This window comes from Flavobacterium cyclinae, assembly GCF_021172145.1.
Lineage (GTDB): Bacteria > Bacteroidota > Bacteroidia > Flavobacteriales > Flavobacteriaceae > Flavobacterium > Flavobacterium cyclinae.
Genome location: NZ_CP089095.1, coordinates 1,165,908 through 1,185,978 on the forward strand (window position 1 = coordinate 1,165,908; position 20,071 = coordinate 1,185,978).

A 20,071-nucleotide genomic window follows, 5' to 3' on the forward strand; every position below is an offset into this window, starting at 1 on the left:
ATTAATACTTCATATTGAATCAACAACAAAAAAATATAATCAATATTACCCAAGGCAAACACATTGTTTTGGCACCTCCAGGTACAGGAAAAACAGAAATCCTTACAAGGCGTTTAATCAATGCTTTAGAAAAAGGTGTTGATGAAGATAATATACTCAACCTAACATTCACTAATCGAGCAGCACGAGAAATGAATAATCGTGTTAAAGAAAAAGGTCTAAATACAAAGGCTTTTATCGGAAACATTCATTCTTTTGCATTAAATTATTTAAAAGAAATTGGTATAATAAATAATGCTACATTTCTTTTAGATGAAACGGAGCAAAATACCCTAGTTTCAGAAGCATTACATAAAGCAGAATTAAGTTACATTTTAAGTAATATAGGTAACTTAGAAGGTACTGTTTTTGATATGTTAGTTGAAGAATATAAATCTAAATCTTATGAAAAGTTTACAGATTTTTATAAATATAAATACATTTTTGAAGTTGAATTAGATGATTTAAAAAATTCTTCGCACTTTAAAAAGCTAATTGAAGAAATAAGTAAAGACATAAATTTTCTATTAGAAAAAATATTAAAAGACGATTTAATTACTAATAGTATTAATTATTTATCTCCTTCTAAAATTGATAACAACCTCAGATATTTTAAATATAAAAATTTATACAACTACAATACTAGCAATTATAAGAATCCTTTACCACTTAAAGAACAATTTGAAATTTTACCGGAGTCATTTTATTACTCAATTTATGAATATTACCAAGAAGAGTTAAACACTTTAGAGGCATTAGATTTCGATGATTTATTAGGTTTAGCATATGCAAATCTTAAAAAAAATAATGATGAAGTAAAATACAATTGGCTTCAAATAGACGAAGTTCAAGATCTAAATCCATTACAGTGGGAAATAATTAATAGCATAATTACAAAAGAAACAACGGTAGTTTTATTTGGCGATTATGAACAATCAATATATTCATTCTTAGGAGCAGATATTTCATTTTTAAAATCAATTATTGAAAATTATAGTGTTCATAATTTTGATATAAATTATCGTTCACCATCTTATCTTTTGGAGATTTATAAAGAGTTTTCTAAAACTTTTTTTAAAGATGAATGGTCAGTTCCTACTACTGCTAACGAAACTATTGTTCCAGAAAAAGATGCTCTAGTATATCGTAATATTGATGATTTTGATAAAAAAGAAGAAGAATACATTATAAATAAAATACTTCCTTATTATTTAGACAAAGGCACTACAGCTATTTTAGTTCGCTTTAATAATAAAGTAAACGATTTTAGTTATATGTTAGAGAGTAAAGGAATTTCACATTTTAAAGTTTCAACCTCAGATATATTTAAATCAACTTTATTAAAAAGTACTTTACCATTTTTGTCATCATTAATCAACCCTTATTCTAGAACAAATTGGTTCTATAATATACAACATTTTCTAAAATTTCCAAATGCCAAAACAGCTACACAGTTTACAATAAACTTATTTAATTCAGGTTTTATTCCATCTGATTTTTTCTTTAATAATGAAAATGTCTTAATTGATTTTAAATATAAAATTCAGAATGAACGCATAGTTGTATTTGATACTGAAACAACGGGTTTAGATACTAATAATGATGATATTATTCAAATTGCAGGCATCGAATTAATAAATGGTAAAATTGGCCAAACGTTTGAAGTCTTCTTGAAAACGGATAAAGATTTAACTGAAAGTCAAAAAATTCATAAAATAACTAGAGAATATCTAGATGAACATGCAATTGATAGAAAGATAGCATTAAAACAATTTCTTGATTTTGTGGGGGAAAGCTCATTGGTAGCACATAACTTAAAATATGATAAATCAATTATAGAAAGTAATTTAAAAAGAGAAAATATTGAAAATTCATTGAATACAATTCAATTTGATACCCTTGATATTGCCAAAAGATTATTTCCACGTTTGCATAAATACAAACTAGAATATCTTATTGAATATTTAAATATTGAAGGTGTAAATTCCCATAATGCATTAGATGATGTAATAGCAACAGCAAATCTTATTACTGCATTAGAAACTCATTTAGAAGCAAAAATTATTGATCAAAAACATTTTCTTTTAGTTAATGAAAATGCAATAAAGAAACTAAAGGAAAATTTCAAAGAAACCTACTGTAAACATTACAATTTCTTGAATAGGAGTGTTGATTTTAGTAAATATTTTGATTTTCTTTCAAAGGAATTAAGCATTCAATTAAACTTTAATAAGCCATCAAATTATGATAAGTTATTAAGATATTTTGAATTGAAAATCAAAGAAGATACATTAGAAAATACATTATTGGAATGGTTAGATATTCTAAATACTTTCAAAGAGACTGATTTAATTATTGGTGATGAAAACCTTATAATTTCAACTATACACCGTTCAAAAGGCTTACAATTTGACAATGTATTCATTCCAAATTGTAATGATGGTATTTATCCATTTATTTACGCAGATGAAGAAGAAGACGCTAGATTATTTTATGTAGCACTCACAAGAGCAAAAAAAAGATTAATATTAACATCACATACAAAAAACAACAAAACAAGTTTCGAATTTAAAGATAATGTTAAAGAGTATTTCCCATACACAAATGTTGAGTGCTCAAAATTTATATTACCAATTAAAAATTATTTTAATACAAGAGATATAAATACATCAAACTAAAAAAAAATTAAATTATCTACTTGAAAGACCTTAGATTAATTACAATAAATTACCTCATTCAGCTGCACAAAAATCGCTTCTAGTCCAAGTATTCCTAGCATCAATTCTTTGTTTGCTTCATTTCGTTAATTTTACTAAAACTAAAAACTTTTGATTATGGAAAATCCTTTTGAGTTAATTATGGAAAGATTAGATAGAATTGAAAGAGCTATCGAAAATCTAAAAACAGAAAATGCAATTGTAGTTGAATCAAAAGCAATGAATGTAAGTGAGGTCGCTAAATATTTAAACACAAACATTCCCTCAATTTATGGATTAACTTCAAGAGCAGAAATCCCTCACTATAAAATAGCCAAAAAGCTTTATTTTAAAAAAGAAGAAATAGATGAATGGATAAATTCTAAAAAAATTAAAACAAATCAAGATATTGAAAAAGAGGTAGATGAATATCTCCGAAAAAGAAAAGGTCATTTTAGATAGTTTCTAAAAAACACTTACTTTTAAAAAAAAATTAATGTTAATGATAGAATGTATTAAAAATGAAAATTCAATACTGCTCAGATTTACACCTTGAATTCCCAGAAAACAAAAAGTATATATTGGACAACCCTATTATTCCAGTAGGGGATATACTTATTTTAGCAGGTGATATTGTACCATTTGCGCTAATGGATTTGCATGAAGACTTCTTCGATTATGTATCAAAGAATTTTAAGTTTACTTTTTGGATTCCTGGAAACCATGAATACTATTACTATGAACGTACTGATACATTTGGAACAGTAGATGTCAAAATTCGTGACAATGTTTTTTTAGTCAATAACATTGTAAAAGAAATAGATGACGTAAGAATAATAGGTACAACCTTATGGTCAGTAATACCAGCTGACAAAACAAGTTTGATTCAAAACTCAATGTCAGATTTTAAAGTAATCAAGCCAAATAAATCAGAGTTTTTAGTTGAAGATTACAATTATTTACACAACGAAAGCATAAGCTTTTTAAATAAGGTTCTTAGAGAAAGTACTGATAAAAGTAATATCGTTATATCACACCACGTACCTACATTTTTGAACTATCCTCAAAAATATATTGATAGCAAAATTAATGTGGCATTCGCTTCAGAACAGTCAGAAATGATAAAAAGTCACAAAATTGATCATTGGATTTTTGGTCATCATCATTCTAATATGCCTGATTTTTCAATTGGGAAAACAATTATGCATACAAATCAGTTGGGTTACGTTAAATACGACGAAAATTTAGGTTATGTTAATGCTAAATGCATAATCATATAAAAAAAGTTAATTAATTGATATTTAAAACGATAAACTTGATTTTGCATAATAAAGTAATTTAGTTTATTGTGCAAAATCAAGTTTATTATTACAGTTTAAAATAATTAAGCAGCGAAAGGCTCAGGCATTCTTGGTTTCCATATTCCCGCTGTACGTTAAACATGGTATCACTACCATCGGGGCTAAAAAGCAAGCAAATGGCTTTCTTGGTTTCTTTTTTGAAATAGGAACGCTTCGCTGAAGTAGTTTCACCCACCCAGTCCAACGCTCCCCACCGCACTAGTGATATTTTGTGTGTTTTTAGCACTTGTTTTACCCAAAGTAAGTCAATAAAAAAAGGCTCCCTGTTTTTCCAACCCCTCGCGCACAGTCCGCCTTTTTTTATCCACTTACACCCAATCCAAAAAACAAACGCTAAAAACACACAAAAACCACTCCCAAGCTATTATTACATAATAAACCTTATAATTCATTCCCAACACCCCACGCAGTCCCCCTGAAAGTTATAAGGGTTATTATGTAAAATATCCGCTCCCAGCCGCACCCACCCGAAGAATAATAGGAACGCTACCGCTAACGTAATTTTCATTGTTTTTTGAAGATGCTTCCCATTTCCAGTTCACGCACACCACTGAACACTAAAAACTGAATACTGAACACTTTCAAAGCATCCTCAAAAATCAAACCACCACAAGAGTGTATTTTTATTTGCAACCACAACCGATACACCACGTAAGCAAATAAAAAAACACCCTTGTTTACCAGTCCCGATTGAACACCCCTAAAACCCCATTTCATAAGAACATTTGGGGTAAACATTTTTACAAAAAAAAGGATAAAAAAGAAGCCAAAGGTTTGTTCCGGGTATTCAAAAAAGCAAGTTCAAGCCTTCGGTTCCGGATAAAATCTCCACCCATACATTTTCAATACCACCACATCCTCTTAGCGTCTCCACAGACGCATATGGGTAGTATTTTACCCGTAAAACTTGCTTTTTTGAAACCCTCCACAAGGCAAGACGGCTTTCTTTTTTTTCCTTTTTTCTTTTGCAAAAATGTGTGTGGGGCATCTCGGTTTCCATTCACATTTCGGGCAATCACGAAGGAAAGACGAAGGAAGTTAACCTGTTAAATCCTTGTATTATGGACACAATTTTTATTAAAACCCACCAACCTGGGGCGCACTATGCCAAACCGCACTTTTTCGTATTATCAAAAGGACTGAATAGCGGAAAACCAAGCAATGAACCTTTTACAAACAGCTTTGTACTTGTATTTCAAACCGAAGCTCAAAAAGAGGACATTTTTTGGATAGCCATGAGCCTATGGAAATCCAAATTCTGGATGCCTTTTCTTCGCGGTTCGGTTATTCCGTTCTTATCTCTCTATGAATTCAAAAAAGAATTCAATCCAAAAGCAACCCGATTAATGCGTGAACACGAGCTGCACCACAAAAACATCCAAGCACTCAAGTTGTTGCAAGAACAAGAAGCACACCACGCAAAAAACATTCACTTAATCAACGAAATCCGTAACGCCATCTTACTCCGTTACAGAAACAAATAACACAAACCTGGCCCCGATGGGCTAGGTTTTTCCATTTCAACAAATTTCCAAAAACAATCCCTATCCCGAAGCAAAACAATACATAACCGCAATATAAACGCACCAATTAAATAAAATTGGAAAAAGCGAAGCAATTGGGTATAAAACCAAAAAAAGCCCCTGAAATAGGAGCTTTTGATTGCAATTTTTAAGCAAATTTAGTTTTATTGAACCCTGTCTTCCTGTGGAATTTTCGGTTCTTCTTCAACTTGTACAGCGGTTTGCGATACAGCTGACAATACACCACCGCCCAAAACCAAATAACCTGCTGCAGCAACTAATCCAGCCGGCAATGCAATTGGTGAAGCGATGATAGTTCCTCCAACAGTTGCCAATGCTAAACCAATTGTTCTCAATACTTTGAAAAACTTTGGTGTTGGAGCTTTCACTCTTTGAACGATATTCATTTCATTACTTTTCATGTTCGTGATTTTTAAAGATGGATAATTCTAATTTTTGTACTCGGTGTTCTAAATAATCTACTTTTTGGTTCAGTAAATCACTGCTGCTTTTAAACTCGGTTTTGATTAATAATGCCATGGTTTTTACTTCAACAAGGTCTTTTTCCATTCTTTTGAAATCTGTGTGCAATTGTTTGATAAAATAGGCTACAACCGATAATAATAAGCTTATTAAACTTCCAAAAAGTACCATTAATTGTGGAGCTTGTTCCATGGCATTACAAGTTTAAAATTGGAAATTGTTTTCGATACTAATCTTGTTTGCTTTGTTCTTTGCTAATGCAACTAGCTTAGGATAAATCATTTGGTAAGCCATAACACTTTGCGTAACTCGGTAATCGCCCTGGATGAGTTGGAACCCAAATCCACAAAGCGGACATCCTGCGGTATCTTCAATCGTATTTCCTGTATGGATATACACATAACTGAAATTTGGTAAACCTGTAATCTCAATCATACCTTGGTGAACTTTTCCAAATGCTTTTTTGTAGTTGACATTTTTTGCACCCCAAGTATTAAGCTGCAATGAATAGGTTCCAGTAGGTATGGCAGTATGTTCCTTGATTTTTTCTGTTCGTATTTTATCCTCAAGTAAATAGCATTGAAATACTCCGTTGATATATAATTGGCTTAATGTACTTTGTTTGCCCTGTGCTACGCGAATGATTTTTGTTTCCATGGGAATTGAATTAGTAAGTTAAAACAAAAAATCCCCCAGAGGTTCTGAGGGATTTGTAAGTAGGATTCTTAAAATGCGTCCTCAATTTTCAAGCAGTTTCCACTTGCAAATAAGTAATAGTTTGAACCTACTTGTTGGTAGAACTCAATTCCAATACCTTGAAGAACGGTAACATCTGTTGATGGCGTGATACCATTTGGCAAAGTTGCTGTAATGGTAGTTGCAGTTGCAGGAGCATACAAGTCTAAGAAACCACTAAATTGAACATCACTCACTTCATTTTGAGCTGTGTCAATAGGATCATAACTGTTCGTTACAGCATTGTAAGCAAAGTCACTCACTACAGAAAGCGTGTGAATCAATCTAAAGTGAGTAGCACCTGCAGGAGCATTAATCAAATTCGCTGGATTAAACGCAGGAATTACAAAATCAGCAGTGTTTCTTGCGGGGTCATGCGTAACACTGTAAGGAGCATTGAAAATACCATTTAAGGAAGTGTTTTTGTCAAACTCAAAACCTACCAAGTAATTTCTTTGAGTGGTAATCTCAATTTTGCGATACCCTCTGGCTTCGGTTTGGTCTTCCAAATTGATTTTTTTCATGATAGCCGTTAAACGCCCTGCTACTTGCGTATCAGACATTTGCTTCACGATTTGTGATAAACCAGTTCTAACCGATTTTCCTGCTTTAGCACAAGCACCAAACTCGTTCATGTTCTCACGAGTTCTTTCAAATTCTGGAGCTGATAAAACTTGCTCCCCTGAAGGTCCACCTACCATTCCGGCAAAGTACCCTTCTTGTCCTTTAATTTTAAAGTGGCGAACATCTCCAAGAGTTCCCACATACTTTAAAACGCCTTTCTGTCTAGCCATTTTGTAAAGATTTTAGAAGTTAATATTTAAGTGAAATTTTATACTCAAATATCATTCATTATCTTTGATTTATAATAACTTAAAATACTGAAAATCAATGCAATACAACGCAAAAGCACCCTATTTAGTGGAAACCCATTGTCAAATAGATGAAGTCAAAGATGGAGATAGCTTAATCATTAGCAATCTTTTCACTCGTTTGCGAAAAGAGATACGACTATATGGTTTAGATGCACCAGAAGTAAAGTACAATAGAAAGATGAAAGAGGACGAACAGAAAACACGTTTAGCAGCCCAATTTTTAATTCAATTAGGATTGGAAGCCTTGCATTATGTTTTGGAAGTAGCACCGCCTAAAACGGTTGTAACGATAATTACAGAACAGGATAACTTTTACGATTATTGGAATCGACAATTAGGATATGTAATCTTGCCAGGAGGGGAGTGTTTGAATGATTTGCTTTTGATCAATGGATTTGCAAAAGCAACAGACGAATATTATTGTGGACGATTAGCAGAATTTCAAAAAATGAATCGCAAAGCACAACTTAAAAAACGAGGTATTTACAAGCATGTAAAAAAGTTCTGATTTGTTGTACTTATGTTGTACTAATGGATGTTTTAAAACTAAAAATATCAATAAATATAGTACTTTACAGGCGTAATGGAGCTAAACCGCTGTTATAAGTTGTTTTTTAAAATATATCCCACCATTTTTTCCTTTTTGTCAATTGTTTGATTGTTATTATCTTTTTTGGTTTTGGTTTGGATATTTCTGATTTAAATTGATTATCAACATCAGATTTCATATTCCAGCCAGCTGTTGATGATGGTTTGAACAAGTAACCTTCACCACTGTAATTATTAATATCATAATTTTTTTCAATAGATATATTACATGCATATTCATAAAGTTCAGAATAATTTTTTTTAAAAAGGTCTGGTGCATACCAAACTATTTTTGGATTATCATTCCAATTTCCATAATTACAAATTAATACTTCCGAATTTATGAAATCTTCTTTTGTTGGTTTAGTTTTTAAGTTTAGTCTTGTAGTTGCTATTAAATTATAAGCTGTTTTGGGATTATTATCTTCAGCAAGTACAATTGAACCGCCATAATTGCCATTTTCTAAAAGAAAAATGAAGCAATCACCTTTTTTAAAAACAGGAGTTTTAAGTTTTTCTTTTTTCCTTGGTTTAGGTTTTTCTCTATCACTTTTTAATTTTACAAGAAATTTATCGAGTGCTATTTTTCTTTTAGTCAAACTTTGTTTATCCGCACCAAGTTCAGCCCAAAGTTTAATGTCATCACCAGAATTAATTATATTTTCTACTTTTTTTAATATATTTTCATCGAGTGTTTTTGTTTCCCATTGCGCAAGAGCAATGGCAAACCAAAAATCATTTTTCTCAGAATCAATTTCAAGTATTTCGAAATTTTCAGTTAAAATTTTTTCAGTAATTTCTTTAGGATTTTCTCCATTGTTATAAAGTTCAAAAAAATCTCCATAAACATCAGAAAATGCATCACTATCTTTTATTGCTGTACTCCAATTACCCATAGTTTTTTAAAATAACTTATAACGTTTTGCGGCTTTGCGTTCGGGCGGGTTTTTCGCACAAAACTTCCTTACGAAGCCGTAAACTTCAAAGTTACGAAAAACTGTCATACGAAGCCGTTTCCCCCGCCTGACGCAAAACCGCTGTTAGCAGTAGTGGTTTCTTCCGTTGTCTTGTTAGTCGTCATTTTGATAGCTGTAAAATTCTGTAAGCTCCTCTCGCTACAATGACAAATACAATTGCTCCAATAATTAAGTCGGGATAACCTGAATTGAGCCAATTAACCAAAAGTCCTGCTGTAATTACTCCCGAATTTATGATTATGTCATTTGAAGTAAAAATCATACTTGCTTGCATATGAGCTTCTTTGCTTTTTCTCTTTTGCAATAAATACAGACAAATAACATTAGCTATTAACGCTACAATCGAAACGAAAATCATTGTTTGAAAGTCAGGCATTTTCTCGACTCCAATAAATCGTCTGACTACTTCTATAAAACCAATTACAGCAAGAAGGACTTGAAAGTATCCTGCAAATTTTGCGATATTCTTTTTTCTGACTACTGTTCCGCCAACAGCAATTAATGCAAGTCCATAAACAATACTGTCAGCCAGCATATCTAAACTGTCGGCAACCAAGCCCATTGAGTTTGATATAAGTCCTGTTACAATTTCAATGGCGAAAAACAAAAAATTTATTATTAAAACAGTCCATAAGGTTTTTCTTTCGTCATTTTGATTGTCAGTTGCTGTAAAATTGTCAACCGAAACAGTCGAGAGAATTGAAGTGTCAAATTTTAATGTGTCAAGTCGCTGAAAAATTTGTTCATTATTGTCTATATGAAAAACGTGTAAAAGTCGGTTGGGTATGTCAAATTCTAACGATTGAATATTTGTCAAATCGTCAAGTTTCATCCGAATCATTTGTTCTTCGGATGGACAGTCCATTTTTGTTATCTTAAATGTCGTTTTTTGCATATCACTTCATTGTCTGTTGGGTCGTCCTACCATTACTGCTAACGTTCTCCAGCTTGTTGCAGTGGCGAAATTATTAACTAAACATTACAAAAATTATGAATGAATTTAAACAAAAACTTGAAGAAACATTGAATCGTTTATACAAAGAAAATAAACTTTCAATAGATGCTTATTCTGAATTAATGGAGTTTGCTGACCCTAACCAAAACTTGCAATTGCAACAAACTGGTGTTATAGTGCGAAGCGAACAGTTAAAAACCTGTGAACATAATTTTGCAGATATTTACGACCATACAGGAACTCAAATTGTTGGCAAAAAATGCCTAAATAATTGCGGTTTTTAATTGACTATAACTAGTATATATCACCAAATATATACAACTTTTTTTAACTTTAAAAACTATTCTTCAAGTTTTTTCTTACCTTTTATGTCAACCATTCGATCTAACGGACTCTGTATTTTATCAACAGCTGTTTTCGTTAAATGCGTATAAACAGTCGTGGTTTTTATACTCGAATGCCCTAAAAATTGCTGAATGTAGCGGATATCCGTGCCGTTCTCTAATAAATGTGTCGCAAAACTATGACGCAACGTATGCACCGTAGCCTTCTTCTCTAAACCCGATAACTTTATAGCATTGCGCATCACCTGTTGCACACTTCCTGTACTGTAAGGCTCGCCCGCAAACTGACCCTCAAAAACATAATGCTTACCCTTATAAAGTTCTCTGTAAAGCTGCAAAGAAGTAACTATAGAGTAGGGCAACATCACCATTCTGTCTTTTTTACCCTTAGCATTCTTAACATGAATCTTGTGTTCCTCAAATAAAATATCACTCCATTTCAAACTCACAATCTCACTCACACGCAACCCAGCTCCATAACCTATCAACAACAAAAGCTTGTGTTTCGGATTATCCACAACTTTAAAAATCTGCAAACATTCCTCCATAGTCAATACCACAGGTAACTTTTTCTCCTTCTTTGGTCGTGGAAGCACAAAACTATAGTCAACCTTCCCTAAAACTTGCTGATAATAAAATTGAACCCCATTCACCATACTATGCCCACTCGTAGCAGACAAACCACGCTCCATCAAAGAGCCTAAAAAACGAATAATTTCCTCCCTAGTAACTTCCTCAGGATTTCGAAACTCAAAAAAGCGTAAAAATTGAATAAAAGCACCACAATACGTTCGCAAGGTCGAACTACTATAATTCAAAGCCAATAAAGTGTCAATCATCTTACTTAAATAACTTTGGGCTTGCTCTGGAACCAAATCCAGTAAGCTTTTCTTCGTTTTAGATAAGTCCAATTGTTTTTTATTAGGCAAATTTCGTTTGTCCAAATAATTCTTTGGAAGCAAAGAAGTAATAGTAATGCTAGAAGATTCAAACTGTAAATGCAAAGAATCCATCACAACAGGCGCCGCCGGAAGCAAATAACACCCCTTAGTCTTACTGTAGCGAGCCATCGAAAAACGCTTTAATTTCTCATGAACTGCAACCATTTTAGGAACATGAATTTCCATCCAAGCCACTTCTTCTAAATGAGGCAAAACCTTAATATTCCCTTTACCAACAAACGAATCTTTAACAAAATAATCCGTACCAAAAAAGTCAGAAACGCCTAAAACCTTTTCCACCTCATGCTTTACTACTTCATTTCTAAAAACCATATAGCTTTTATAATTTCCGTTCCAATAAACCCCTTTAGTCTTCAAAAGTTGTTTACTAATTTCATGATGAAAATGCATCTTAAAAACCCAATATTTACCAATACTTGGCAACAATTGTAACTTCAATTTATCCAAAGTTGTCACAGTTGGTTTATGTTCAGGATTACTCACAGAAGAGCCTAACTGAAGAGCGCTTGAAGAAGCTATGGGTGAAAGGTCACGGTTATCAACACCGGTCACCATATTAGGAATAGAAGATTCAGTAACCACCACTAAATCCGGAAAATGAGAACGTAATAAATGATAAGAAGCCTTAGAATAATCCAAATACCAACACCTACGAGAACCACTATAAGTAGCACCCAAACGTTTTAAAACAGCAATAATTTCAAAATCCTTATCAAAAAACACCCCAATGCGATAAGCACCATGGTGAAAAATCTTCTCAATACGTATATTCTTCATGGCAAATACAAAATTTAATTGGCTTATAATAACACAAATATACAAAATAAATATAATTCCTAAACCAAAATAACACTTTCGTCACTTCGAGTGTTTTGCAGGTGTAAAGCCCAAGATTTACATCTGCAAAATGTATCGAGAACTACTGAAAACAATTTTCCACACCATCACACCCTGTCAAGTCGAGCGAAGTCGAGAACTATAGAAATAATTTAACTCATTCGTCACTTCGAGTGTTTTTAAGTTGTAAAGCCTAAGATTTACAACTTAAAAATGTATCGAGAACTGTAGAAGCTATAATTCCACATCCGTCACTTCAGATATTTTGTAACAGTAAAGCCCAAGATTTACTATTACAAAATGTATCGAGAACTATAGAAATAATTTAACTCATTCGTCACTTCGAGTGTTTTTAAGTTATAAAGCCCAAGATTTACATCTGCAAAATGTATCGAGAACTGTAGAAGCTATAATTCCACATCCGTCACTTCAGATATTTTGTAACAGTAAAGCCCAAGATTTACTATTACAAAATGTATCGAGAACTATAGAAATAATTTAACTCATTCGTCACTTCGAGTGTTTTTAAGTTATAAAGCCCAAGATTTACATCTGCAAAATGTATCGAGAACTGTAGATCCCAAACAACATCACCCTCTGTCAAGTCGAGCGAAGTCGAGAACTCCATAACCCAAACACCTTCACACTCTGTCAATTCGAGCGAAGTCGAGAACTATAGAAACGATAAACAAAATCTTCACATAAAGTAATTTTATAAACTAAAAAACTATTTTTGTTACATGCAAATTTCATACCTATACATATTAAAATGCTCTGATGATTCATACTATACAGGAGTTACAAGTAATTTAACACAACGAATGTATCAACATGAATCAGCTTTTTATCCAGATTGTTACACAGCATCAAGAAGGCCATTAGAATTAGTTTTCTATGCCGAATTTACAAATATTGGTTTTGCCATAGATAAAGAAAAGCAAATAAAAAAATGGTCAAGAGCTAAAAAAGAAGCTTTGATTAATGGTAATTATGATGCACTTCCAAATCTTGCAAAAAAGAAATTCAAATAATAATCAAATAGAAGCTAATTAAATTATCGTCACTTCTAGTGATTTTACATTTAAAAAATGCTAATTTTTGAAATATAAAATTGTATCAAGAACTCTTAAAAGTATTTAACTCATTCGTCACTTCGAGTGTTTTTAAGTTATAAAGCCCAAGATTTACATCTGCAAAATGTATCGAGAACTACTGAAAACAATCTTCCACACCATCACACCCTGTCAAGTCGAGCGAAGTCGAGACTCCTTAGATACTAGGAAGATATAGCACTGATAAAGCATAGATACAGTATAGATACTGTATGGATACTGTATGGATACTGTATGCCAAAAGTACATTCTAATAGATAAAAACCAAAAGAAACAAAAAAAGCACCTCGTTAGAAGTGCTTTTGTGGGGAGAGCAGGATTCGAACCTGCGAAGGTGTAACCAGCGGATTTACAGTCCGCCCTCGTTGGCCGCTTGAGTATCTCCCCAAACCAATGTGCTTATTTGACTAAGCGGTTGCAAATATAGAATTGTTTTTTATTCCTACAAAGGATTTTGATACTATTTTGCAGACAATTTTGTAACATTCTGTAAATGAAAAACATAAAAAAATCTCCCATAGGAGATTTTTTTATGTATGAAATAAATTGTAATTATTTAGCATTTAAAAGCTCTTGTACTTTAGCGCGTAAAGCATCACCTCTAAGATCTTTAGCAACAATAATACCTTTAGCATCTAAAATATAAGTTGCAGGTATCGACTGAATATTGTATTGTTTAGCAATAGGATCATCCCAATATTTTAAATTAGAAACATGTTGCCAAACTAATCCGTCTTTAGCAATAGCATCTTTCCATTTTGCAGCATCTTTATCTAAAGAAACCCCAATAATATTTAAACCTTTAGGATGAAATTCATTGTATAAAGCCACTACATTTGGGTTTTCTGCTCTACAAGGTCCGCACCAAGAAGCCCAAAAATCAATAATAGTAACCTTACCTAAAGATGCTTTTAAAGATACCGTTGCACCATCAGGAGTAGGACCAGAAAAATCAGGTGCAGGTTTTCCAATTACAATAGAAGTCATTGCATCTAAAGTTGATTTTATTTTCTTGCCACTTTTTGTTTCGTGTAATTTTTTATCTAATGCTTTAAAATATGTTTTTACTTCATCAGCAGTTAAATACTGACGCATTAAAAAATTCTCTAACAATAAAACTGATAAATAAGCATCAGGATTTTCTTTAATAAAATTTTTAGAATATTCATTCATTTCATTTTGAAATTTATTATATTCATTTAAAATTTTACTTATTGCAACAGTGTCATTACTAAATTGAGCTTTTTGTAATGCTTCACTATTTTCTTTCTCAAATTTTACAACTTTTTCAGATATAGCTTTTGTGTCTTGATTGTATTTATGAAATTTTTCATTGTTTGGGGTTCCACCTAAAGTTGATTTATGTAATGAATCTTTAACAATGTTGATTTCTATTTTTCCTTCTTCAAGGATAACAGGTAAATTTACATTTTCTTTTTCTATTCTAATAAATCCTATGTCTATACCTTCAATAGAACCCTTTAATTCAAATTTTCCATCTTTAACAATAGTAGTGTCTTTGGCTAAAGAACCTGTTTCTGTTTGAATTTCTATAAATACTTTTTTCCCGTTTTCTACGCCTTTAGCAGTTCCAGAAATAAGAAATTCATTCTCTTTCAGGTTGTTGCACCCTATAATTAAAAGAGTGGTTGTAATAATTAATGCAATTTTCTTCATCTTAAGTAAATTAATTTTTCGCAAATGTATTTAAAATATATCAGTAATAAAACATAAATAAATGTTATAAAATAAACAATCAATGTTTTGTAAATCAAAAATATAGTTGTAATTTTGCGCACCTTTTGACGAAGAAGCGTTTCCATTAGGTATCAATTATTTATGTAAAACACTGTTGATGTTTTCTATTCGAATAAAGAAACGCAAGAAACCCAACATACAAATTTTTAATCAGCATGTCTGAAATTAACAAAACACAAGAAGAGTTTTTAGCGAATTTTAACTGGCACAACTATGCAGAAGGTATCGATGCAGTTGACGAAAAAAACTTACAAGAATTTGAAGCTTTAGTAGAAAAAACTTTCGTATCTACAGGAGACGAAGAAGTTGTTGAAGGAGTTGTTGTAAGAATCACAGATAGAGATGCTATCGTTGATATCAACGCTAAATCGGAAGGTGTTATCTCTTTAAACGAATTCCGTTACAATCCTAACTTAAAAGTTGGTGATAAAGTAGAAGTATTAATCGACGTTCGTGAAGACAAAACAGGTCAGTTAGTATTATCACACAGAAAAGCTAGAACTATCAAAGCATGGGATAGAGTTATCGCAGCTAATGAGTCTGGTGAAATCGTTAACGGTTTCGTAAAATGTAGAACTAAAGGAGGTATGATCGTTGACGTATTCGGAATCGAAGCGTTCTTACCAGGTTCTCAAATTGATGTAAAACCAATTCGTGATTACGATCAATACGTGAACAAAACTATGGAATTCAAAGTAGTTAAAATTAACCACGAATTCAAAAACGTAGTAGTATCGCACAAAGCGCTTATCGAAGCTGATATCGAAGTTCAGAAAAAAGAAATTATCGGTCAGTTAGAAAAAGGTCAAGTATTAGAAGGTGTTGTTAAAAACATTACTTCTTACGGTGTATTCATCGACTTAGGAGGTGTAGACGGATTAATCCACATCACTGACTTATCTTGGTCAAGAATTAACCACCCATCTGAAGTATTAGAATTAGACCAAAAATTAAACGTTGTAATCCTTGATTTCGATGATGAGAAAACAAGAATTCAATTAGGTTTAAAACAATTAAACGCTCACCCATGGGATGCTTTAGCTGCTGACTTAAAAGTAGGAGATAAAGTAAAAGGTAAAGTAGTAGTTTTAGCTGATTACGGTGCATTCATCGAAGTAGCTGAAGGTGTTGAAGGTTTAATCCACGTTTCTGAAATGTCTTGGTCTACTCACTTAAGAAGTGCTCAAGATTTCATGAAAATTGGTGACGAAGTAGAAGCAGTTGTTTTAACTTTAGACAGAGAAGAAAGAAAAATGTCTTTAGGTATCAAACAAATGACACAAGATCCTTGGACAGATATCACAGCTAAATACCCAGTAGGTTCTAAACACACTGGAATCGTTAGAAACTTCACAAACTTCGGAATTTTCGTAGAGTTAGAAGAAGGTATCGATGGTTTAGTATACATCTCTGATTTATCTTGGACTAAGAAAATCAAACACCCATCTGAATTCGTAAACGTAGGGGATAAATTAGACGTAGTAGTATTAGAATTAGACGTTGAAGGTCGTAAATTATCTTTAGGTCACAAACAAACTACAGCTAATCCTTGGGATAAATACGAAGATGCTTTCGCTGTAGGAACTAACCACAACGGAACAATTTCTGAAATCGTTGACAAAGGGGCTACTGTAGAATTCGGTGACGATATCGTTGCTTTCATCCCTACACGTCACTTAGAAAAAGAAGACGGTAAAAAATTGAAAAAAGGAGATACTGCTGATTTCAAAGTAATTGAGTTCAACAAAGAATTCAAAAGAGTAGTAGCCTCTCATACAGCTATCTTCAGAGAAGAAGAAGAGAAAAACGTTAAAGCAGCAGTTGAAACAACTTCAGCTCCAGCTCAAACATCTACTTTAGGTGATAATAACGATATTCTTGCTGAATTAAAAGCTAAAATGGAAAAAGGAGGTAAATAATCTCACTTTTTTGTCATGCTGAACTCGTTTCAGCATCTATAAAATCAATCCCGAAAGAAATTTCGGGATTTTTTATTGTGTATTATATTTGTTTATCGTAATATTGCAATATAATAATTTGTAATAATCATTGTAACGTCAATTCGAGTGATTTTATATAGAAAAAATGATAATTTTTGCTGTATAAAATAGTATCGAGAATAGTTTACAATTAGATGAAATAAGTAAATCAAAACATTATGGGAGCATCAAAATCCGAATCCTTTTCAATTGAACATAACGAAATGGCTAATATGTTTAAAGCGCTGTCGCATCCTGCAAGAGTGGCAATTGTTGAATATTTATTGTCAGTTGATAGCTGCATTTGTGGTGATATTGTAGAAGTGTTGCCGTTAGCCCAACCCACCGTTTCTCAACACTTAAAAGAGCTAAAAAATGCCAACATCATCAAAGGAAATATTGACGGAACCGCCATTTGTTACTGCATCAATCCAGATACTATCGAAATTATTGAAAAGTATTTCGGTTCCATAAACAAACAACTTAAAAACAAATGTTGTTAATATTAATGAGCGTCACTTCGAGTGATTTTTAAAAGAAAAAATGCTAATTTTTACTTTTAAAAATTGTATCGAGAACTTTTGAAAACAATTTAAATAACACAACTATGAAACTATCCGAAATCAAATCTGAATTAAAAAAGCTAACTACAATAGCTTTTCAATTACCAAATGGCGAATTAGTACCTAGTCATTTCCACGTTACCGAAGTAGGAAAAGTAACCAAACACTTCATCGATTGTGGTGGCACCGTTCGTACAGAAGAAGTAATCAATTTCCAACTTTGGGAAGCCAACGATTATGACCACAGATTACATCCAGAGAAATTAGTTCACATCATAGAACTTTCAGAAAAAACCTTAGGTTTACCTGATTTAGAAATCGAAGTTGAATACCAAATGAAAGAAACCATTGGGAAATTCAATTTGGATTTTGATGGAACCAATTTCTTACTAACATCAAAACTAACCGATTGTTTAGCAAAAGACAAATGCGGCATCCCACCCGAAAAACTAAAAGTAAAAATAGGCGAGTGGAAACCAAAACAAACCTCTTGTTGCACACCTGATTCAGGTTGTTGTTAATTCAATAAAGTACTATTTCATTGTGCCTTCTTAGTGCACCTTGTGGTTAAAAAATCAAAATATGCTAGAAAATTTATTAAAAACCATCGTATCTATTTCAAAAATAGAAGTTTCTGCCGAACGTAAAGCAGTTTTACAACCGCTAGTGGATTACATTCAAAATAAAGTCAATTCGAACAAAGAAATCCGATTGAACTTCATTTGTACTCACAATTCCAGAAGAAGTCATTTATCGCAAATTTGGGCACAAACCATGGCATTTCAATTCGGAATCAAAAATATATTTTGTTATTCTGGAGGAACGGAAGCTACAGCGATGTTTCCTAAAGTAGCCGAAACCTTGGTTAATCAAGGATTTCAAATTCAGAAGTTAAGTCAAGAACAAAATCCAGTTTACGCGGTTAAGTTTGATGATAATCAACATCCTATCATCTGTTTTTCAAAAGCCTATTTTGATGATTTTAATCCAAAAACTAACTTTGGAGCCATCATGACTTGCAACAATGCCGACGAAGGTTGTCCAATGGTTTTTGGTGCAGAAGCAAGATTCCCAATCAAATACGACGATCCAAAAGCCTTTGATGGAACCGATGTAATGGATGCCAAATATGCAGAACGTAGTTTACAAATTGCGAGCGAAATGTATTTTGTGTTTTCTCAAATAAAATAAATAGAAATGAAAAAAAGATTAGGATTTTTAGACCGTTATTTAACACTTTGGATTTTCTTAGCGATGCTAATTGGAGTAGGAATAGGCTATTTTATTCCCAATTCAGCTAATTTTATCAATTCCTTTTCATCAGGTACAACAAATATCCCATTAGCAATTGGTTTGATACTAATGATGTATCCACCGCTTACTAAAATCGATTTTTCAAAAGTACCTCAAATGTTCAAAAAGCCAAAGTTATTATTGGCATCACTATTTATTACGTGGATTGTTGGACCGTTTTTAATGTTTTTATTAGCAACTTTCTTCTTGAAAGAGTATCCTGAATATATGACAGGATTAATTATCATTGGGATTGCGCCTTGTATCGCCATGGTAATCGTTTGGAACGAATTAGCCGAAGGAAACCGTGAACTAACTGCTGGTTTAATTGGAATTAACAGTTTGCTACAAGTATTTTTCTTTAGTTTGTATGCGTATTTTTATTTAAAGATAATGTTGCCATTGTTTGGTATTCAAGGATTAGAATTAAATATTACCATTGCTGAAATTGCGCAAACCGTTGGGATTTATTTAGGAATTCCCTTTGCATTAGCAGTCATAAGCCGATTTGCAATAAAAAAGTACATTGGAGATAAGTTTTTCAATCAAAAATTCATTCCTTTTGTATCGCCAATAACTTTAATAGCATTGCTGTTTACGATTGTAGTGATGTTCAGTTTAAAAGGCGAAATGATTGTCGATTTACCAATGGATGTAGTTCGGGTTGCTATTCCATTAGTGATTTTCTTTGCAATAATGTTTTTCTTGATGTTTTTTGTAGCCAAGAAAATTGGTGCCGATTATAGAGATGCTACAGCATTATCTTTTACTGCTTCAGGTAATAATTTTGAACTAGCCATTGCAGTTTCCATCGGCGTATTCGGAATCAATAGCGGACAAGCCTTTGCTGGTGTTATTGGACCATTAGTAGAAGTTCCTGCTTTGATACTACTAGTAAATGTGGCTTTTTGGTTAAGAAAGAAATATTTTAAATAAAAAAAGTTGTCTAATAATCTCATTTTTGTCAAGCCGTTTCAGCTTCTAATGTGTT

20 protein-coding genes and 1 tRNA gene are annotated in these 20,071 nt (G+C 32.4%); 12 read left to right on the forward strand and 9 right to left on the reverse strand.

Annotated elements, in window-relative coordinates; translation table 11 throughout:
- Window positions 1-14: 14 nt before the first annotated feature.
- From LOS86_RS05540 to LOS86_RS05555, 4 genes are all read left to right on the forward strand, one after another.
- The gene (locus LOS86_RS05540; protein WP_231843630.1) at window positions 15-2,717 is read left to right on the forward strand and encodes a UvrD-helicase domain-containing protein; all 2,703 of its coding nucleotides are present in this window, start codon (window positions 15-17) and stop codon (window positions 2,715-2,717) included.
- A gap of 156 nt (window positions 2,718-2,873) precedes the next feature.
- Window positions 2,874-3,197, forward strand: coding sequence for a helix-turn-helix domain-containing protein (locus tag LOS86_RS05545; RefSeq protein ID WP_231843631.1), 324 nt, complete (start codon window positions 2,874-2,876; stop codon window positions 3,195-3,197).
- Between the two features lie 119 nt (window positions 3,198-3,316).
- A complete protein-coding gene (locus tag LOS86_RS05550) occupies window positions 3,317-4,015 on the forward strand; it encodes a metallophosphoesterase (RefSeq protein ID WP_231843632.1) in 699 nt (232 codons plus the stop codon).
- A gap of 1,142 nt (window positions 4,016-5,157) precedes the next feature.
- Complete coding sequence (locus tag LOS86_RS05555; RefSeq protein WP_035118826.1) at window positions 5,158-5,580, forward strand: DUF6943 family protein; 423 nt, start codon at window positions 5,158-5,160, stop codon at window positions 5,578-5,580.
- Window positions 5,581-5,783: 203 nt separating this feature from the next.
- Here the strand turns inward: LOS86_RS05555 and LOS86_RS05560 are convergent, their stop codons facing one another.
- The 4 genes from LOS86_RS05560 to LOS86_RS05575 form a co-directional block, all read right to left on the reverse strand.
- Window positions 5,784-6,041 carry a hypothetical protein gene (locus LOS86_RS05560; RefSeq protein WP_231843633.1) on the reverse strand — a complete coding sequence of 86 codons (258 nt, stop codon included), beginning with the start codon at window positions 6,039-6,041 and terminating at the stop codon, window positions 5,784-5,786.
- The gene (locus tag LOS86_RS05565) at window positions 6,031-6,294 is read right to left on the reverse strand and encodes a hypothetical protein (RefSeq protein WP_153200084.1); all 264 of its coding nucleotides are present in this window, start codon (window positions 6,292-6,294) and stop codon (window positions 6,031-6,033) included. The genes LOS86_RS05560 and LOS86_RS05565 overlap by 11 nt, the downstream gene beginning before the upstream one ends.
- Window positions 6,295-6,306: 12 nt before the next feature.
- The gene (locus tag LOS86_RS05570) at window positions 6,307-6,759 is read right to left on the reverse strand and encodes a DUF5675 family protein (RefSeq protein ID WP_153200083.1); all 453 of its coding nucleotides are present in this window, start codon (window positions 6,757-6,759) and stop codon (window positions 6,307-6,309) included.
- Window positions 6,760-6,827: 68 nt separating this feature from the next.
- The gene (locus LOS86_RS05575) at window positions 6,828-7,631 is read right to left on the reverse strand and encodes a hypothetical protein (protein ID WP_231834734.1); all 804 of its coding nucleotides are present in this window, start codon (window positions 7,629-7,631) and stop codon (window positions 6,828-6,830) included.
- A gap of 97 nt (window positions 7,632-7,728) precedes the next feature.
- On the opposite strand from LOS86_RS05575, the gene LOS86_RS05580 reads away from it, so the two are divergent.
- The gene (locus LOS86_RS05580) at window positions 7,729-8,220 is read left to right on the forward strand and encodes a thermonuclease family protein (RefSeq protein WP_231843634.1); all 492 of its coding nucleotides are present in this window, start codon (window positions 7,729-7,731) and stop codon (window positions 8,218-8,220) included.
- 106 nt (window positions 8,221-8,326) lie between these two features.
- Here the strand turns inward: LOS86_RS05580 and LOS86_RS05585 are convergent, their stop codons facing one another.
- Together LOS86_RS05585 and LOS86_RS05590 are read right to left on the reverse strand one after the other, a co-directional pair.
- Window positions 8,327-9,196, reverse strand: coding sequence for a hypothetical protein (locus LOS86_RS05585; RefSeq protein ID WP_231843635.1), 870 nt, complete (start codon window positions 9,194-9,196; stop codon window positions 8,327-8,329).
- A gap of 181 nt (window positions 9,197-9,377) precedes the next feature.
- The gene (locus tag LOS86_RS05590; RefSeq protein ID WP_231843636.1) at window positions 9,378-10,172 is read right to left on the reverse strand and encodes a cation efflux transmembrane domain-containing protein; all 795 of its coding nucleotides are present in this window, start codon (window positions 10,170-10,172) and stop codon (window positions 9,378-9,380) included.
- 95 nt (window positions 10,173-10,267) lie between these two features.
- Between LOS86_RS05590 and LOS86_RS05595 the strand changes: the two genes are divergently transcribed.
- Window positions 10,268-10,516, forward strand: coding sequence for a hypothetical protein (locus LOS86_RS05595; protein ID WP_231843637.1), 249 nt, complete (start codon window positions 10,268-10,270; stop codon window positions 10,514-10,516).
- Window positions 10,517-10,572: 56 nt separating this feature from the next.
- Here the strand turns inward: LOS86_RS05595 and LOS86_RS05600 are convergent, their stop codons facing one another.
- A complete protein-coding gene (locus LOS86_RS05600) occupies window positions 10,573-12,315 on the reverse strand; it encodes a tyrosine-type recombinase/integrase (RefSeq protein ID WP_231843638.1) in 1,743 nt (580 codons plus the stop codon).
- 800 nt (window positions 12,316-13,115) lie between these two features.
- Between LOS86_RS05600 and LOS86_RS05605 the strand changes: the two genes are divergently transcribed.
- Window positions 13,116-13,406, forward strand: a complete 291-nt coding sequence (locus LOS86_RS05605; RefSeq protein WP_231843639.1) for a GIY-YIG nuclease family protein — start codon at window positions 13,116-13,118, stop codon at window positions 13,404-13,406.
- Window positions 13,407-13,792: 386 nt separating this feature from the next.
- Here the strand turns inward: LOS86_RS05605 and LOS86_RS05610 are convergent.
- Window positions 13,793-13,874: transfer RNA gene (locus LOS86_RS05610), tRNA-Tyr, on the reverse strand.
- A 165-nt stretch (window positions 13,875-14,039) separates the two neighbouring features.
- On the reverse strand, window positions 14,040-15,164 hold the full coding sequence (locus tag LOS86_RS05615; RefSeq protein WP_231843640.1) for a TlpA disulfide reductase family protein: 1,125 nt from the start codon (window positions 15,162-15,164) through the stop codon (window positions 14,040-14,042).
- 236 nt (window positions 15,165-15,400) lie between these two features.
- Here LOS86_RS05615 and rpsA point away from each other — a divergent pair, with 236 nt between their 5' ends.
- The 5 genes from rpsA (at window position 15,401) to arsB (ending at window position 20,016) form a co-directional block, all read left to right on the forward strand.
- Window positions 15,401-17,164: a 30S ribosomal protein S1 gene (gene rpsA / locus LOS86_RS05620; RefSeq protein WP_231843641.1), complete on the forward strand. Its 1,764-nt coding sequence runs from the start codon at window positions 15,401-15,403 to the stop codon at window positions 17,162-17,164.
- 239 nt (window positions 17,165-17,403) lie between these two features.
- Complete coding sequence (locus LOS86_RS05625) at window positions 17,404-17,727, forward strand: ArsR/SmtB family transcription factor (protein WP_231843642.1); 324 nt, start codon at window positions 17,404-17,406, stop codon at window positions 17,725-17,727.
- A 104-nt stretch (window positions 17,728-17,831) separates the two neighbouring features.
- On the forward strand, window positions 17,832-18,308 hold the full coding sequence (locus LOS86_RS05630; protein ID WP_231843643.1) for a DUF6428 family protein: 477 nt from the start codon (window positions 17,832-17,834) through the stop codon (window positions 18,306-18,308).
- 61 nt (window positions 18,309-18,369) lie between these two features.
- Entirely contained in the window at window positions 18,370-18,978 is a 609-nt protein-coding gene (locus LOS86_RS05635; protein WP_231843644.1) for an arsenate-mycothiol transferase ArsC, read from the forward strand.
- Window positions 18,979-18,984: 6 nt separating this feature from the next.
- A complete protein-coding gene (gene arsB, locus LOS86_RS05640; protein WP_231843645.1) occupies window positions 18,985-20,016 on the forward strand; it encodes an ACR3 family arsenite efflux transporter in 1,032 nt (343 codons plus the stop codon).
- Window positions 20,017-20,071: the final 55 nt, after the last annotated feature.

What these genes read in the sequence shown, in the direction of transcription:
- LOS86_RS05545 (WP_231843631.1), top strand. Translation starts at nt 2,874, where the DNA reads ATGGAAAATCCTTTTGAGTTAATTATGGAAAGATTAGATAGAATTGAA.
- LOS86_RS05555 (WP_035118826.1), top strand. Translation starts at nt 5,158, where the DNA reads ATGGACACAATTTTTATTAAAACCCACCAACCTGGGGCGCACTATGCC.
- LOS86_RS05560 (WP_231843633.1), bottom strand. Translation starts at nt 6,041, where the DNA reads ATGAAAAGTAATGAAATGAATATCGTTCAAAGAGTGAAAGCTCCAACA.
- LOS86_RS05565 (WP_153200084.1), bottom strand. Translation starts at nt 6,294, where the DNA reads ATGGAACAAGCTCCACAATTAATGGTACTTTTTGGAAGTTTAATAAGC.
- LOS86_RS05570 (WP_153200083.1), bottom strand. Translation starts at nt 6,759, where the DNA reads ATGGAAACAAAAATCATTCGCGTAGCACAGGGCAAACAAAGTACATTA.
- LOS86_RS05575 (WP_231834734.1), bottom strand. Translation starts at nt 7,631, where the DNA reads ATGGCTAGACAGAAAGGCGTTTTAAAGTATGTGGGAACTCTTGGAGAT.
- LOS86_RS05580 (WP_231843634.1), top strand. Translation starts at nt 7,729, where the DNA reads ATGCAATACAACGCAAAAGCACCCTATTTAGTGGAAACCCATTGTCAA.
- LOS86_RS05585 (WP_231843635.1), bottom strand. Translation starts at nt 9,196, where the DNA reads ATGGGTAATTGGAGTACAGCAATAAAAGATAGTGATGCATTTTCTGAT.
- LOS86_RS05590 (WP_231843636.1), bottom strand. Translation starts at nt 10,172, where the DNA reads ATGCAAAAAACGACATTTAAGATAACAAAAATGGACTGTCCATCCGAA.
- LOS86_RS05595 (WP_231843637.1), top strand. Translation starts at nt 10,268, where the DNA reads ATGAATGAATTTAAACAAAAACTTGAAGAAACATTGAATCGTTTATAC.
- LOS86_RS05600 (WP_231843638.1), bottom strand. Translation starts at nt 12,315, where the DNA reads ATGAAGAATATACGTATTGAGAAGATTTTTCACCATGGTGCTTATCGC.
- LOS86_RS05605 (WP_231843639.1), top strand. Translation starts at nt 13,116, where the DNA reads ATGCAAATTTCATACCTATACATATTAAAATGCTCTGATGATTCATAC.
- LOS86_RS05615 (WP_231843640.1), bottom strand. Translation starts at nt 15,164, where the DNA reads ATGAAGAAAATTGCATTAATTATTACAACCACTCTTTTAATTATAGGG.
- rpsA (WP_231843641.1), top strand. Translation starts at nt 15,401, where the DNA reads ATGTCTGAAATTAACAAAACACAAGAAGAGTTTTTAGCGAATTTTAAC.
- LOS86_RS05625 (WP_231843642.1), top strand. Translation starts at nt 17,404, where the DNA reads ATGGGAGCATCAAAATCCGAATCCTTTTCAATTGAACATAACGAAATG.
- LOS86_RS05630 (WP_231843643.1), top strand. Translation starts at nt 17,832, where the DNA reads ATGAAACTATCCGAAATCAAATCTGAATTAAAAAAGCTAACTACAATA.
- LOS86_RS05635 (WP_231843644.1), top strand. Translation starts at nt 18,370, where the DNA reads ATGCTAGAAAATTTATTAAAAACCATCGTATCTATTTCAAAAATAGAA.
- arsB (WP_231843645.1), top strand. Translation starts at nt 18,985, where the DNA reads ATGAAAAAAAGATTAGGATTTTTAGACCGTTATTTAACACTTTGGATT.